Origin of the sequence: Paenibacillus herberti (assembly GCF_002233675.1) — a bacterium.
In the GTDB taxonomy this organism is placed as follows: Bacteria; Bacillota; Bacilli; order Paenibacillales; family Paenibacillaceae; genus Paenibacillus_O; species Paenibacillus_O herberti.
In genome coordinates this window covers 68439-84542 of record NZ_NMUQ01000001.1, presented here as the reverse complement: position 1 = coordinate 84542, position 16104 = coordinate 68439, and the positions used below count along the sequence as shown (strand labels likewise).

General features: G+C 53.1%; 13 protein-coding genes. 5 read left to right on the top strand and 8 right to left on the bottom strand.

The features are described 5' to 3' along the window. Position 1: 1 nt before the first annotated feature. Both CGZ75_RS00430 and CGZ75_RS00425 read right to left on the bottom strand, forming a co-directional pair. Positions 2-1930: a transglycosylase domain-containing protein gene (locus tag CGZ75_RS00430; RefSeq protein ID WP_089522112.1), complete on the bottom strand. Its 1929-nt coding sequence runs from the start codon at positions 1928-1930 to the stop codon at positions 2-4. Continuing rightward, entirely contained in the window at positions 1927-2382 is a 456-nt protein-coding gene (locus tag CGZ75_RS00425) for a hypothetical protein (RefSeq protein ID WP_089522110.1), read from the bottom strand. The genes CGZ75_RS00430 and CGZ75_RS00425 overlap by 4 nt, the downstream gene beginning before the upstream one ends. Before the next feature lie 211 nt (positions 2383-2593). Here CGZ75_RS00425 and CGZ75_RS00420 point away from each other — a divergent pair, with 211 nt between their 5' ends. Together CGZ75_RS00420 and CGZ75_RS00415 are read left to right on the top strand one after the other, a co-directional pair. After that, positions 2594-3319: a YwaF family protein gene (locus tag CGZ75_RS00420; protein WP_089522108.1), complete on the top strand. Its 726-nt coding sequence runs from the start codon at positions 2594-2596 to the stop codon at positions 3317-3319. 67 nt (positions 3320-3386) lie between these two features. After that, positions 3387-4295 (top strand): SDR family oxidoreductase, encoded by a 909-nt coding sequence (locus CGZ75_RS00415; RefSeq protein ID WP_089522106.1) that lies wholly within the window; start codon positions 3387-3389, stop codon positions 4293-4295. Positions 4296-4413: 118 nt separating this feature from the next. Here CGZ75_RS00415 and ytvI read toward each other — a convergent pair whose 3' ends face one another. From ytvI to moaA, 5 genes are all read right to left on the bottom strand, one after another. Beyond that, positions 4414-5445, bottom strand: coding sequence for a sporulation integral membrane protein YtvI (gene ytvI, locus CGZ75_RS00410; RefSeq protein WP_089522104.1), 1032 nt, complete (start codon positions 5443-5445; stop codon positions 4414-4416). 328 nt (positions 5446-5773) lie between these two features. Beyond that, complete coding sequence (gene yfkAB, locus CGZ75_RS00405; protein ID WP_176444629.1) at positions 5774-6904, bottom strand: radical SAM/CxCxxxxC motif protein YfkAB; 1131 nt, start codon at positions 6902-6904, stop codon at positions 5774-5776. Between the two features lie 162 nt (positions 6905-7066). Beyond that, entirely contained in the window at positions 7067-8152 is a 1086-nt protein-coding gene (locus CGZ75_RS00400) for an HD-GYP domain-containing protein (protein WP_245850649.1), read from the bottom strand. Between the two features lie 136 nt (positions 8153-8288). Further along, a complete protein-coding gene (locus tag CGZ75_RS00395; RefSeq protein ID WP_245850648.1) occupies positions 8289-9752 on the bottom strand; it encodes a bifunctional metallophosphatase/5'-nucleotidase in 1464 nt (487 codons plus the stop codon). A gap of 174 nt (positions 9753-9926) precedes the next feature. Continuing rightward, on the bottom strand, positions 9927-10922 hold the full coding sequence (gene moaA / locus CGZ75_RS00390; protein ID WP_089522100.1) for a GTP 3',8-cyclase MoaA: 996 nt from the start codon (positions 10920-10922) through the stop codon (positions 9927-9929). A 449-nt stretch (positions 10923-11371) separates the two neighbouring features. Between moaA and CGZ75_RS00385 the strand changes: the two genes are divergently transcribed. From CGZ75_RS00385 to CGZ75_RS00375, 3 genes are all read left to right on the top strand, one after another. After that, complete coding sequence (locus tag CGZ75_RS00385) at positions 11372-12166, top strand: molybdenum cofactor biosynthesis protein (RefSeq protein WP_089522098.1); 795 nt, start codon at positions 11372-11374, stop codon at positions 12164-12166. Between the two features lie 38 nt (positions 12167-12204). Beyond that, positions 12205-13263 carry a ThiF family adenylyltransferase gene (locus tag CGZ75_RS00380; protein ID WP_245850796.1) on the top strand — a complete coding sequence of 353 codons (1059 nt, stop codon included), beginning with the start codon at positions 12205-12207 and terminating at the stop codon, positions 13261-13263. A 99-nt stretch (positions 13264-13362) separates the two neighbouring features. Next, positions 13363-14430, top strand: coding sequence for an HD-GYP domain-containing protein (locus tag CGZ75_RS00375; RefSeq protein ID WP_089522094.1), 1068 nt, complete (start codon positions 13363-13365; stop codon positions 14428-14430). 298 nt (positions 14431-14728) lie between these two features. On the opposite strand, the gene CGZ75_RS00370 is transcribed toward CGZ75_RS00375, so the two are convergent. Next, a complete protein-coding gene (locus tag CGZ75_RS00370; RefSeq protein ID WP_089522092.1) occupies positions 14729-15922 on the bottom strand; it encodes a hypothetical protein in 1194 nt (397 codons plus the stop codon). Between the last annotated feature and the right edge of the window lie 182 nt (positions 15923-16104).

The following is a 16104-nucleotide window of genomic DNA, read 5'->3' as shown; positions in this document are numbered from 1 at the left end:
CTCACTCCATCACAAGCCGGAATATACGAGCGGCATCTGCGCCGGATGCAATCATATAGTCCTCTGAACTGCTGTCTAGTCCAATCCACACCGCCAGAGTTCGGTTGCCGGTATACCCGGCAAACCACGCATCGCGCGCTGCTTCTGACGGAGCGCCCGGCAGCTGTGTTGTGCCGGTTTTGCCTGCTGCCTGCAGCCCCCCGGCTCCCGCCTGTCGCCCAGTACCTTCTCGAACAACCTGCAGCAACATGTCATTCATTCGAGCCGCGGTGGTCTGGGACATCGCTTTGGATTCCTTGCCCTTCGCCTCGTAAATCAGCTTACCGCTCCGATCCCGAATCGAAGTGATTAGATGCCCCTCCCGGTAAAGGCCTCCGGCAGCAAATGCACGGAATGCTTGTGCAGCCTCAAGCGGCGTAATACCACGTGTCCAACCGCCCAGGGCAAGCGCCAGATGTCGGTCATCCTTTTCCGTTTGAATCCCCACCCGCTCCATAAAAGCCAGCGAAGCTTTCATGCCAATCTGATCCAGCAGCCATACCGCCGGAGCGTTGATTGACTTCTGTACCGCCTCCCTCATCGTCATTCGGACGCTGTACCGGCCACTGAGGTTCGTCGGTTTATACCCGCTATAATTAACCGCCTGATCTTCAAGCAGGCTGTCCGGTGAATACTTTCCGGATTCCAGAGCAGGCCCATACACAGCAAGAGGCTTGATCATCGAGCCGGGCTGACGCCTAGCGAGTGCGCGGTTCAGCCCTGTCGCGCCGCTTCCGCGTCCTCCGGCAAGCGCGCGAATCTCTGCGCTCTCATTGTCCAGCAGCACAGCTGCAGCCTGAACCGGCTTGCCGGATGCGCTGCGTGGGAATGCCTTTTCATCGGCAAAAACTTTGTCCAACCGCGCCTGTGCAGCGGGGTCCCAACCGGTCGTTATGGTAAATCCGCCTGTCATCAGATCGTCGCGAGACAGCTTGGTCAGCCGGGTCGCCTCCTTCATCAGCGTATCCAGTAGAGCTGACGACAGTCTCACTTCCTTGGAAGAGTCAGAGGCAGGCGGAGAATAAGTAATCTTGGTTGCCCCTTGCAGCTCCTGCGCTGAAATCAGTCCCTGGCTCCTCATTAGCTTCAGCACAACTACCCGCCGTTCCAAGCTTTGCGCAGGCTCATCAAGCGGATTGTAAAGTGCGGGACCTTTCGGAATTCCAGCTAAAGTGGCGATCTGCCACAGCTTAAGCTGTTCAAGGTTCTTCACGCCGAAATAAAACTTGGCCGCAGCCTTGATCCCATACAACTGTTTGCCCATGTAGACTTCGTTCAAATATCCGGTCAGCAGCTCTTCCTTTGAATGTTTGCGCTCCAGGGCAAGCGCGGCTGACAGCTCCAATCCTTTGCGCAACCAGGTTCTGTCGTTGGACAAATACAGTGTACGCGCCAGTTGCTGCGAAATGGTGCTGCCGCCCTGCTTGACCCGGCCCGCGGAAGCATTCGCCCCGACCGCCCTAGCTACTGCTCTCAAATCTACCCCAGCATGCTCGTAAAAACGTTTGTCCTCAACTGCCACAAAGGCGGCTTTCAAAAGAAGCGGCAGCTCATCCCCCTCTGCTGTCTTCCGAGTCCCCTGTCCCGGCTGTTCCAGCAGTCCAGCCGGCTTGCCATGACGGTCGGTCACAACGGTTTCATGCGAGGCGAGGCGATTAAGCTTCGGGCTGCTGCGAGTCAGCCATTCCCCTGTCGCATATAGGCAGAATGCCAGCAGCAGCGCTGCCAAGGCGCATATCACCGTCGCATCGTACAGCCAGAAAAAAAGACTTTTCAGCCGGAAACGCCCCCGCCTTCCAGTTACGACGTAAGCAGCTCCACGATCAGCAGCCGTTGGTAAAACTCCTTCTGCCCTTCGCATCTTAGCTGAATCACGCGTTTTCCCGCTCATTTCATTCCTTCTCTCTGGCGCGCCTGCGCCTGCACCTGCGCGTGCTCCCGCTCCCGCATCAACTCAAGCAAATGCTGCAGCGCTAATATCAGCTCCTCGGTTTCGGGCTGGATAGCCACCTTTCCTGCTGGCTCGTCAGCAGGAAATTGCTCTTCCTTTTCTTCGGAGTCCAGTTCAGGCTCGACTTCGTTAGCCCTCATTTGCTCCTCTATTTTTCGGGACCGCCACCAGAACAGCAGACTTGACAGGCATAATACAACGAACAGCCCAGCAGGACGGATACCTACAGATTGGATGAGAGCTCTTGCCAATAGACCGGGGATGAAGCCTGACGCTGGCTTAGAGGAGAGTTCAGTGACAAGCTCCATAAAAATGATTCCGACCACTCCGCCCAGCAGGATGGAGGAGGCCATGACATATAAAAACTTGCGTCTCATAATGCGAAACGGCAATCGCTACGCCTCCTTTTTTTCTATGCTAACAGACAGTTCTTAACGTTAACCGGCTACAATTCTTAGTCTTTTCTTAAGCAGCCTGCGTTCTTCGCTCAAGATTTGCAGTGCTAATACGGATTCTCCTGCCAAAAAAAGGACTTCAAACCGATATGGCGAAGTTGTCGCTAATCCATCCGCACAGAGACAAATAAAGGAAGGTTGGGGTGTCATGTTTCAATCTGAAGTCACCGAACGCTTCATTCTGTTCAGTCCTTCCCATCTGGTCAGCCTTGGATTAATTACCGCCGCTGTCGTACTGCTCTATCTATTTCGCAGGCCGTTAGCGCGAAGCAAGCCGGCAAGGGGCAGACTGATTCTGGCAGCGCTGCTTGCCGTCTGCGAGATTCTGCTAAATATTTGGTATTTCAGCAATGGAATTTTTCAAGCGTCATCCACACTACCTTTTGAGCTATGCAGCATCTCGCTCTACCTCTCGATCCTCATGCTGTTGCTGCGCAGCCGTTTCCTGTTCCATATCGTCTATTTCACAGCCATCGGGGGTGCGCTCCAAGCACTGGCCACACCTGCCCTCGGTTATGCATTCCCTCATTTCCGCTTCCTTGAGTTTTTTGCCGCTCATGGGCTACTGATCTTGTCCGCTCTTTATATGGTCTGGGTCGAAGGCTTCCGCCCGACGCTTCGTTCCGTATTCACCGCCTTGATCGCAACCAATGTCATCGCGGCCATCGTCTTTGTGGTGAACTACTTGAGCGGAGCCAATTACATGTTCCTGGCACGCAAGCCGCCTACCGCTTCCATGCTGGACTTCCTCGGACCTTATCCGTGGTACATCCTCTCTTTGGAGGCAGCAGCGCTGCTTATTTTCCTGGCGCTCTATCTTCCATTTGCCATCGCGCGCTCCCGCAGCAAACAGAATCAGCAACAGAGCTGCTAACAATATGACATAAGGTGTCATATTGATGGTCTACAATCGGGATAGAACTAAGGAGGGGAAGCTGAACATGAAACCTTTAACTGGGAAAGTAGCTTTGGTGGCAGGTGCAACACGCGGCGCTGGCAGAGGAATTGCAGTTGAGTTAGGAGCGGCTGGAGCCACGGTTTATGTGACCGGACGTACAACACGAGCACAGCGCTCCGAATACAATCGCCCAGAAACAATTGAAGAAACTGCTGAACTTGTAAATGATGCGGGTGGTCAAGGAATTGCGGTTCAGGTGGATCATCTCGACCCGGATCAGGTTGAGGCATTAATCGCCCGCATCGAGAGGGAACAGGGGCGACTGGACATTCTGGTCAACGATGTTTGGGGCGGTGAAGATTTGAAGCAGTATGTACCCGTGTGGGAACACTCCCTTGAACGAGGGTTTCGCATGCTTCGGCTGGCCATTGACACCCATATCATCACCAGCCATTTTGCACTCCCCCTGTTAATTCAAAACCCAAATGGACTAGTCGTTGAAATAACGGACGGAACGGCAGAGTACAATGATAAAAACTACCGTTTATCTATGTTCTACGATCTGGCCAAATCGTCCGTCATTCGTATGGCTCAGTCTTTAGCCCATGAACTAAAACCTTTCCATTGCACGGCAATAGCTGTGACTCCAGGCTGGATGCGCTCTGAAATCATGCTCCAGCACTTTGGCGTCAAGGAAGAAAACTGGCGTGATGCCACTGTGGGTGAACCTCATTTTGCCATTTCGGAATCGCCGCATTTCATAGGGCGCGCCGTTGCTGCATTAGCTGGAGATCCGGAGGTTTCCAAGTGGAACGGTCAATCTGTATCAAGCGGCAAGCTCGCCAAAGATTATGATTTTTATGATCTTGACGGATCACAGCCAGACTGCTGGCGGTATCTCGTAGAAGTGATGGATGTAGGCAAGCCCGCGAGTTGTTCTGAGTACCGTTAAAGAGGTAGTTCAAAAAGGAATCCATGATCGCAATTCCCAATTTATCGGCATAAAAAAAACGCTCCCCGCGCCGCTTTTGAGCAGCATGGAGAGCGTTTTTGCTTAGAATGAATATGCGCTACAATCGAATCTTCAGTTGGAACAAACCAGCCTTGCGCGCAGCCATGTAGATGATGACAACGAGCGGCCCGAGAAACACGCCGATGACACCGACGAGCTTGAAGCCGACGTAAAGGCTGATCAATGCCGATATGGCACCGATGCCGACTGAGTCTCCCAAAATCTTGGGCTCGATGATGCGTCTGACAACCGTGATAACGATAAACAGCAGCACAAGTCCAATTGCTGTGCCGGGATGGCCGATGAGCAGCATGTATGCCGCCCAAGGGACGAGTACCGAGCCTGTACCGAGAATCGGCAAAATATCGACAACAACAACGAGTAAAGCGATTGCCATGGCGTAATCGATTCTCATGCTTACCAAACCGATCAGCGTAATGACATACGTCACGAGGCTAAGCAGCAGCTGCGAGCGCAGAAAGCCGAATACGGAATTTTTCAGGTTGTCGAGCACCGCGCCTACTTGAGGACGGGACTCCTCATGGAAGAGCGAGAGGAACGAAGCTCTCATCGTGCTCAAGCTGAAGCTGAACATATAAACCGCTACAATGAACACAATCGAGAAAATGAACATGCCCGGCAAGCCCGAGGCGAGGCTCACGATCGTGCGTGACAGCGCCGTCACCATTCCTGTAAGCGAGCTGACCAGCCCATTCAGCGCTTTCTCCAGTTGGACGGCTGAATCCGGCGGAATATGTGTGTAAAGCTCTTTGGCGTTGTCGATCATGTCTAGTAAAAAGACATTGGCATCCGACGCCATCGCCGGCGCGCGGTTCCAGAAAGCGATCAGTTCGGCCGTCAGCTTGAAGCCGATGCCTGTAGCAAGCGCCAGCAGCAACAGCGTAAATAAGGTGCAACTGATGATTACGGCTACGATCCGGTTTACTCTTGCCCTTTTCATTAGCAGCTGGTTCACAGGTTCAAGGAAGATGGCGACGATCAGCGCAAGCAGGAACGGAGCCCCCACCGTAAAGCTCAAGTACAGCAGCATTAATCCGACAGCTACAAAAACAAGTGATTTGACCGACATTTACATTTCTCCCCCGGGGCTGCAGTCCCCGCAGATCCCCCTATAGGCTCCACCGGCAGCTTCCCCCGGCATGCCTCTATTTGGCTCTCTCTATAGCTCGCGGCACGAATCTCCCGCTTCCGACTCGTCCCGACCTGCAGTTGCTTCGGGATTCCGGTAAATGCCCACGCATGGCATCCGCAGGCGCTTGCACTCCGCTGTTTTAATATCTATTCGCGAAGAGCTGTTTTCTTGCCTAGCCGCGGATATCCGTTCCTTTTTATCCCCAACCAGTGGAATGAACAGACCTTATTGAACGTTGAGCACGGCCCCATTCTAGCGTTCAGGTTTAAAGCACAGCCCGTTGCTTCAGGAAATCGACACCCTCATAATACATTTGCTTGACGAGTAAGTTCGGGCCGCAGCAGGCAGCAGCCGGACAATGGCAGTTCACACTGCGACTGAGAGGATGGTCAAGCCAGCGGGAAAATACATCGTCCAGACGCTCTTCTTCAATATTGCCGAAGGCTGGGATGTCGCTGAAATCGGTCACAAAAACCTCGCCGGTGAACAGATTCACATTGAGCCGATTGCGTCCATCGGGATCGTTGCGAACCGTTACACGCGGTTCCCTTTTCAGCCTGGCTAATAGCTCTCTGTCCGCCACATCCGAACTGCAGGAGTAGAAGGGAAGCGTTCCGAACAGCATCCACATCTCCGGGTCGCGAGTGTCAAGCAGGTCCGCTACCGCTAAGCGCATCTCTTCTTTGCTGATCGCAGGAAGATTGCCGGCCCAGGCGCTCGGATACATCGGATGAACCTCATGTCTGGCGCAGCCCATTTCCTTGATCAAACGATGGATCTCCGGCATTCTGCGGTGAGTGCGGAAGTTGATCATAGACTCCGCCGACACCAGTACGCCAGCTTCGCTGAGACGACGAGCATTATCGATCATGCGCTCGTACATCCGAACAGCGGCCGTGCGCGGAACGGAGTGACCGGAGCGAGCGAAGCCCACCTCATGGAAATCATCCGCAGAAGTGTAATTGAACGAAATATGCATCACGTCCAAATAGGGTGCAATAAGCTCGTACCGGCTGTAATCCAACGTAACATTGGAATTGAGCTGGGAGCGAATGCCCCTGCTGCGGGCGTATTGAAGGATGGGAACGATGTATTCGCGGACCGTGCGCTCCGAGTAGGAGGGCTCTCCGCCGGTAATGCTGATCGTCTGAAGCTGTTCAACTTCATCCAGTCGAGAAAGTAGGAGCGACAGCGGCAGCTTATCTCCTTCTCGCATGGTCAGTGTATCGCCCACGGCGCAATGTTCGCAGCGCATATTGCACAGATTGGTTACCGTGAACTCCACGCTCGTCAAAGCATGGCGGCCAAAGCGCTTCAGGTTCTCGAGCGGTTCCCAAGGATCATTGTCAGGCGTGAGGGGCGGCAACGGCTGGTGTAGCGTCAATTCGGGATTCATTCTATACAGCACCTTATCGTTTGATGATGAAACACATAATTTTATTGTACTGCCCCTTCAACGGGTAATCAAACGCTTCTCTGTGGTGAGAGAGGTTTATTATTCTAATGAAATTAAAAAAAGAGCCTCACGGCTCCTTGATTCCTTGCATATCGCCCGACTTCAAATGGATCCAACAGCTTCCTGTTCTTCGGGCTGATCTCCGTTGACACCGGCAATCATGCTGGTCAGTTGCAACGACATGTCGATCTCATAGGGTGCTCTTAGCCGAATCCCACCGTCATCCTGCAGCACCCTCACGACCGGGCGATGTGGGCAATCGGCCCGGACATCAACTACGACGCCCACTTCGCCGGTTTGCAGGCGGACGGTCATCCCAACAGGATAAATGGCTACCTTATCTCGAAATAGCTGTACCATCGACTGTTCATACTGCGTGCCTGTTCCGGCATATAACGCTTCGACCGCCTGATGCGGCAGCATTGGCTCCCGGTAGATTCGGTTGGTTGTCATCGCATCATAGGAGTCGACCATTCCAATCCATTTGGAAAATTCATGAATCTCCTTACCCTTCAGACCGAAGGGATAACCGCTTTCGTCCAAACGTTCATGATGCTGCAACGCACACAGCGCAGCAAGTGCAGGTATTCCTGCCTCCCGCCGTAGAATATCGTAACCGTATTCGGTATGGCGCTTCATTTCCTCATATTCATCCAGTGTCAGCAATCCTGGCTTCTTGAGCAACTCGACCGGAATGCATGTTTTCCCAATGTCATGCAACAGAGCGCCCATGCCTAAGGTGGTCAGCTCATCTCGAGAGTAGCCGTAGTTGATACCGAGCATAGTTGTATACACGCACACATTAAGGGAGTGCTGATAGAGATAATTGTCTACACTTGCCATATTCATCAGCATAACAACGGATTCCTTATGAGCGGACAGATCGTCGATAACCCGGTTCATCACGTCGCGGAGCTGAGAGCCTACGAAGGGATACGCGGCGCCGCGCCTGCGAACCGGGCTGTTCATCATTTGACTGAAACTGCTGCGGATCTCTGTCATGGCCACTCTCATCGTGTCCTCGCTGATCAGCTCACGCACCTCAATATCCCTGGTCGCCTCATCCTGAATATAAAGGAAATTAATATGGCAATCATGCAGCCTGGCAATGATTCTTGCCGTCAGCTCCATATTTTCTCCGAGAAGTACGAGGCCTTCCCCAGAAAGGACTTTCCTGGCCAGCCTCATCCCGGGCCGACACATGCTTAGGGGCATGAGTATCATCAACGGGTCGCTCCCCTGCTAACGAATTGTATCTTATCCTGTATCGTCATTTCGAAGGGAAAAATTTAGTTTCGAGGGCAGGTTTCGCCACAATATCTCTTTATTCGACGGGTGTTTTCGACATCCCGTAACGGGGGATGAAACAGCTCTCCAGCGCATGCGGCTTATTCAGCTCAACGGCCAGCACCTGGCGGATGAATTCGGGCAGGAAGTATTGGATGTCGGTCCCCTCTTTAAGCGGCAAGTACCCCGCCCCGAAGGTAAACATGTCCAGCGTACCGACCGAATAATCGAGCCCATCATCTAGCTCCGCTCCCTGATACTCAATGGCTATAATTTTCCGGCCCGGCTCGCGCTGGGGATCCCATTCGATGCGCAAACCGTCCACCGCGAGAGTCCCCAGTATCGTACCGCGAAAGCCGAAGCCACGTAGTTCCTTGCCAATGAATTCCGGGAGCAGCGACTGCTCTAGCGCTTCGCGGATGAGGCTGCCCCGAAGCTTCATCCGGCATGGATTAATTGGCGAAGGGCAGAGCGAGTGGAGCAATCCTTCACTGATCTCTCCCACCGGCAGGCTGCCGAGCAGTTGACCCGCATTAACGATGCCGATGTCCGCGCCTGTCCACTCCTTCACGCCTGCGGCAAGCAGATTCGCAAGCGGCGATTCCCGTTCCTCATCAAGCGGTAATGCCCGGCTCAGCTTGGCCACGGGACGAGACAATTCCCGCCGAGCCGCCTCTCCATGCTCGCGAAGCAGCGATTCCGCTCCGTCCCCCATCGGCCAGGAAGCGAGCGGAAGCAGTGAGCCTCTTTTGAGCAGCCTGCCCGTCGCTTCCTCAATCGCCAGTTCAACGCGGCCCAGCCGTTCACCGAACTTGCCAGCTCCACAGAGCAAAGTATCACCGACAAGCTCGGGCTCCTCCAAGAGATGATGCGTATGGCCTCCCAGTATAATATCGATTCCGGGGATGTTCTCAGCTAGTCGGCGGTCTGTTGGCAGACCGAGATGGGATAGAAGAATGACCGCATCTGCGGCATCGCGCAGCAGAGCTACCTGCTCTCTTACCGCTTCCGTCGGATCATTTACCGTCCAGCCCAGCAGCTCATAAAAAGCCGGATAAGCAGCCGTCGCCCCGATCAAAGCAATACGTAGCCCATTTTTAACAATTACTGTGCTTGGAAGCAGCCACTCTGGGAGCTCGCCTGTTTCTGCATCCAGCATATTGCAGCAAAGCACCGGGAACCTCGCTTCGCGTCCGTACAGCCGGGCAAGCTCGTCCTTTGTGAAAGTGAGACCTTCATTGTTACCAGGGATGGCCGCTTCGCAGCCCGCCTCGCTCAATAAAGCTATGTTAACGCTGCCTCCCGTGCCCTCCGTCTCCTGGCGCATCCGGTCCAGATGGTCACCAATATCGACGTACAATACACGACTCTCGCCGTACAGGCGTCGTTTATCCGCTACACAGGAAGAAATCCGGGCTGCCTCCTCCAGTCGGCTATGTACATCATTGCTGTGAAGCAGCACAAGCTGAGGCTTCCATCCCTTTATGTCCATTTGTTCCATATGCTCCATGTGCTCCCTTCAGGCCATGAATCGGCGCAGGCGAGCGACTGGTTGGCCAATCGCCTGCGACTATATCTTCTGTAAGTTAAAAATAGAATTTTCACGGTAAGGCTCGCTGCGCGAACTCTTCCAATCGCTGTTGTTGTCAGACCCTAACTCCAATCACGGCAATTTTTATCCGCCGATTTGCGACATGCGCCGAGAAGTCGGGGTGTGGCTCAAAGCATTGTCATGTAGCTTTGCCGCCATATCATGATTCTCAGGCTTAATGTCGGCAGCGCGCCGGAACAGCTCCTGTAGTTCCCCCCGGTTGCCCAGTGCTGGTTTGACATTCAGCTCGTCCACCCAGTACAGGCAAGGCTGCAGATTACCGTCGGCGGTCAGACGGAGACGGTTGCAGCTCGCGCAGAAACGGTCGCTAACAGGATGAATCAGGCCGAAGGAGCCGACCGCTCCCTTGAAAGCCCAGTTTTCCGAAGGACCATTGCCTGTCATCGAGCTTAGCGGCGCCATCGGCAGTCCTAGCTCCTTGGCCGTATCCATGACGTTGCTCAACGGCAAATAAGAGCGTCGCCATTGCTCATCGGCATGGCCGATGGGCATATATTCAATAAAGCGTATATGCAAAGGATGGTTAATTGACAAGCGCAGAAAGCTTTTGACCTCATCCTCATTGATTCCCTTCAGCAGTACACAATTCAGCTTGATCGGTCCAAGTCCGGCCTTGCCAGCCGCCTGGATGCCGGCCATCACCTGCTCGAGCCCCCCCCTGCGAGCTATCATGCGAAAACGCGAGGCATCGAGCGTATCCAAGCTGATGTTAACCCGATCTAGACCAGCCTCGCGGAGCGCTCGAGCCTGCCTCGCTAGCAGAATTCCGTTTGTTGTGAGAGAAATTTCCACTATGCCCGAAATCGCCTTCAATCGGCGGATGAGACCGTCTAGACCGGGACGCACCAGCGGCTCGCCGCCTGTAATCCTCAGCCGTTTGAAGCCAAGCTCTGCTGCAGCCTCAACAACTTCGACGATCTGGTCATAGCTGAGTAGCTCCGAGGAGTCCGCAAATTCCATGCCCTCCTCCGGCATGCAATAGAGACAGCGCAGATTGCAGCGATCCGTCACCGAGATGCGAAGATAATCATGAACTCTGCCAAAACGGTCGCTCAACATAGCCGTCCCTCCTCTGTTCCATTGTTGTTCTATCCAACGAATCCGTCTCGTATTCCCTGCGCATACATCCACCGTCCTATAGACGGTAAAGCTGTACGCTCTCCTACTAGAACGGATTTCCTTATCGTTATCCGTCTCGTATTCCCTGCGCATACATCCACCGTCCTATGGACGGTGAAGCTGTACGCTCTCCTACTAGAACGGATTTCCTTATCGTTATCCGTCTCGTATTCCCTGCGCATACATCCACCGTCCTATAGACGGTAAAGCTGTACGCTCTCCTACTAGAACGGATTTCCTTATCGTTATCCGTCTCGTATTCCCTGCGCGTACATCCACCGTCCTATAGACGGTAAAGCTGTACGCTTGCCTCTAAAGTTTATCATTTTTAAAACACTTATGATATGCTGGAACCAAATACAAGAGCGGGACAAGTGAGGTTATCTGCCATGAATTACAACTGGAGCATCGCACTGTTCGCCGGCCTGCCGGAGCGCCTCGGAACCTCTCAGGTCGAGCTTCGTCTGGAGCGCTCCGAAATGAGCGTTGGCGAGTTAAAAACCGCCCTGATAGAGGCTTATCCAGAGCATGCGGGACTGCTCGCGGTGTGCTTCGCAGCACGCAATGAATCCTACGCGGCGGATACGGAATCCGTCAGTTGCCATGATACGCTTGCTCTGCTCCCGCCCGTATCAGGTGGTGACGGCATGGGCAATTCAGAGACAAGCTCGCTCCCGGCCTACCGAATTTCCGCTGAGCCTATCGATGCCGCGGCAGTCACATCGATCATCGAGCATAGCAATCATGGGGCTGCGCTAGTTTTTATCGGAACGACGCGCGAGTGGACCGGTGGACAGCGTACTGTACGGCTAGAGTACGAGGCTTATGAGCCAATGGCGCTGCGCACCCTCCAGCAAATTGGCCAGGAATTGAACCAGCGCTGGCCCGGTACGCACAGCGCTATCCATCACCGGATCGGCGTTGTCAAAGTCGGCGAAGCGAGCGTTGTTATCGCCGTATCGAGCGCGCATCGCGATGCCTCCTACGAGGCAAGTCGTTACGCCATCGAGCGGCTGAAGCAGATTGTACCCATTTGGAAAAAAGAAATCTGGGAAGACGGTTCGGAGTGGAAAGGCCATCAACTCGGCCCTTGGAATCCTCTAGCCGAGCTGGCTGTGCCAGAAGCGAAGCTCTCTGTAACGGCGGCGAGCACAGGCCCCCCTGAAAGGAAGGAATGTCCGTGAACGAGCAGGAGCAGGTTCATGCTCAAGAGCACGGAGCTCTGGGCAGCAAGCAAGGCTGGACGGATGATAACAACCGACCCGACAATCGCTATATCCGCCAAGTCCGCTTCACTCCGATCGGCCTAACCGGCCAGGAGCGGCTGGGCTCTAGCAAAGTGGCGATCGTTGGAGTCGGAGCTCTCGGCTGTGTGATAGCCTCGCATCTTGCACGCAGCGGAGTTGGTGAGATTCGGCTGATCGACCGTGATATCGTCGAGTGGAGCAACTTGCAGCGCCAGCTACTGTACGACGAAGAAGATGCTCGTAGCGGACTACCCAAAGCAGAAGCCGCCGCGAACAAGTTGCGTCGAATCAATAGCAGCATCAACATCCGAGCGTATGCAGCGGACCTACATGGGGGCAATGCCTCCAGTCTACTGGATGACGCAGACATTCTTCTGGACGGCACCGATAACTTTCATACCCGTTACCTGCTCAATGACTACGCGGTCCGTCAGCAGATTCCGTGGATTTACGGCGGGGCTGTCGGGGCCGGTGGGATGACGATGACCGTCATCCCTGGCGAGACTCCCTGCTACCGCTGCCTGTTTCCCGAGCCGCCCTCGGCTGGCTTGACGGATACTTGTGAGACGGCAGGCGTGCTGTCTCCTCTAGTGGATGTTGTCGGCTCCCTTCAGGCGATGGAGGCGATCAAATGGCTTACCGGCAACCGCAGCCAATTACGAGCTGGCCTGCTACAGCTGGATCTTTGGCGCAATTCATGGATGCCACTCGGCCTTACAGGAACCAAACAGCCGGATTGCCCTTGCTGCGGGGTCGGGGAATTCCCTTTTCTCGATGAGTCAATGAATGAGACCGTCTTGCTATGTGGAAGATCAACCGTGCAGGTAAGGCCTGCCCGCGCCGGGACGCTTGATCTGCAGGTACTGGCATCCCGCCTAGCCGGATCGGGCCAGTTGCATCTTACTCCCTACTCACTGCGGTACGCTCGGGATGAGCAGATTAGCGCCGTTTTTTTCCCAGATGCTAGAGCCCTCATTCAAGGTACAGATAATGCTATTAAAGCTAAAGCCATTTACGCCGATATAATAGGTTAATAGAACTATTCTTAAGTCTGTTATTGCCATATTTGTATAATACAGATACATTAGAGATAGTCCTTTAGACGTAAAAGAATAACCTTGCAGAGGTGCAACATGAGGGTTCATATTTCCATGCTCAAAGATGGCGATCAGCTAGCAAACGACGCCTTCAACAACTATGGGTTAAACGTGATGGCCAAGGGAACCCGCCTTACTTCTTACGAAATTTCCAAACTGACCCAACACAATATCGACTATGTTGATGTTGAGATGGAACAGCCAGAAGCAAAGTCGACCGTTTCCGAACATCGCACGATTGAATCCGGCCTTTCTCCGAAGTGGCTGCCTGCTATGCAACCTCTCTATCAGAATGCGATCGCAGGATGCGGGAATTTGTTCCGCAAAGCATTTGAAGAAGGCAAGGTCATGGAAGAAGATGTGGATAAAACCTTTGGACCCTTGTTGACCAGCTTCCAAATGGAGAGAGACGTTGTATCCATGCTGCTTCTGCTGAACACAACGGATGATTATACCTATCAGCATTCCGTGCAAGTAGGTATGTTGTCTTATTATCTAGCAGCCTGGATGGGGCATAACGAGGAGGAAGCAACCCGTATCGGGAAAGCCGGGTTTCTCCACGACATCGGCAAATGCCGTATACCGCATGAAATTCTGAACAAGCCAGAAAAGCTTACAGACGAAGAATATCGCGAGGTCAAGCGCCACACGCTGTATGGAGAAGAAATTATCCTAAGTACTTATGATGATCCCTTCCTGTCTACAGCCGCACTTCAGCATCATGAGCGAATGAATGGAACTGGCTATCCTCACGGAATTAACGGCGAAGAGATTTCTCCTATTGCCAAAATTGTTGCCGTGGCCGATGTTTACAGTGCTATGATCTCGACCCGCGCCTACCAGGAGAAACGCGATCTGCAGTATGTGTTGCGCGATCTGTATCGGATGAGCTTCCACGAGCTTGACCCACAGACGACTCACACGTTTATCCGCCATATGATTCCTAATTTTATTGGTAAGCGGGTAGAGCTCGACTCCGGGCAAACGGGTACGATCATCATGACTCATCCTACTGAATTTTTCCGTCCTCTGATTCAAGTTGGCGAAGAGTTTATCGATCTGTCCCTGAATCGCGACTTGGACATTACACTGATTTACATGTAGGGCTGAACGCACAAAAGGGCTGCTCCACGGCAATTACCGCCGTTGGAACAGCCCTCTTTTATCGTTAGTCGCCGCCTCCGCAACTGCTACTGGAACAGCTGCTGCTACCTCCACTGGAACCGCCGCTGTCATTGGAGCTACCGCTGCCATTGGAGCTTGAGCTGCCACTATCGTTAGAACTTGAGCTTCCACTGGAACAGCTTGAGTTAGAACAGCTCGAACTGGAGCAGCTTGAGCCGGAACAGCTGCTGCCAGAGCAGGAGCCGTTGGAGCCGTTCGAACCTTGTCCTCCCCCGCTCTACTCCGTTCCTCCAGAGCAGCCAGAAGCCGTGCAGCTACTTCGGGAGGAGGCTTCTCGCTCCTCGGGAGGCAGCTCCATTTCTATCTCTTGAAGATACGTGTCTTGATTATAGATGGAGTGCATGATCATGAATCCCACGAGCGCAGTCCCATAGTTTGGATTATCGTAGGAGTAATTATTGTCGTAATCCCACTCCTCCTGCTCATCCTCTTCATCAGCATGCCTATTCCGATCTGTCCGTCGGCGGCTTGCCCGCTCTTTCAGTGCTGAGGCTTCGCGGAACTGCTTTTTCATGTTATTCAACAGCCAGTTGACCAGTTGTTCATCCGCGTCCTTGCGGAAATATATTCTGCGAAGCTCCTCGTCGGATAAGGATAACAGCTCCTTGATGCGTCCGCGACTAAGCGGATGACGGAAAAAAGGACCCCATTCAGTTTGCGTTCCTTTATGAATACGAAACAGCAGTGAATAGATTAGATCAAACCATGCCCGGCCATCAGGGTCCGGGATCGAATCTCTGGCAGGAGTATGATGCAGCGTCTCCCCCAGAAAGTCGCGCCCGAACCGTTCATAATCGCGTGTGTACATAATCATTTCATGCCATACGCCATCAACTGCATCGCTGAACATCGGGACGCTTTTAAACACAGAGCACAAGATAAAGTAGCGCTTCAGCTCGAACATCCGCAGCTCAAATTTCTCTTCTGGAACATGCGGGAATTCCTTCAGGTATCTAAACTTCACTTGCTCAATGTACTCGCTCGGCAAAGCCCGATTCATCGCTGCTGTCGTAGCATCAAGCGGTGCTTGCGGTAACGCCCCGAGATTGGCCCATCCCGTAATCTCATCTACAATCTCAGAAAGCGAATCCTTACGCCGAGCCTCATCACTGGAGTAATCCCTCTCGCTCCCCCACTCTTGACGGTTGTCATTAGCTCGGCGAATGCCGGAGCCGTTTCCGCGCCCCTGTCCTGAGCGGTCACTGTTATTGTAACGCCCTCCTCTGCCGTCGCGCATGACAGATGTTTGCTGATTACCTCTGTTATAGTTTTGATTCGACCCTCTGTTCCATTCCCTATATTGCTTATGTCGGCCTCTCTTCCGGCGCGGCCTGATTACGAGAACATAAAATACGAGAAACATCAGTAGAAAAGGAAGTAGAATACCAAGCATATTCGAATTATTGTCCATACCAGTCTCCTTGAATATAAAATTAGGTTAATTTTACCATGCCATTCAAAGAGATTGGTATATATTTTTGTTAAAAACCGTTAAATACTTATTACATATAACGAGCGTCATTTAGTAAAAAGAGCTGTTTCCAGGTCATTGACTATGACCTAGAAACAGCCCTTACGATTAGCTTTAACTTC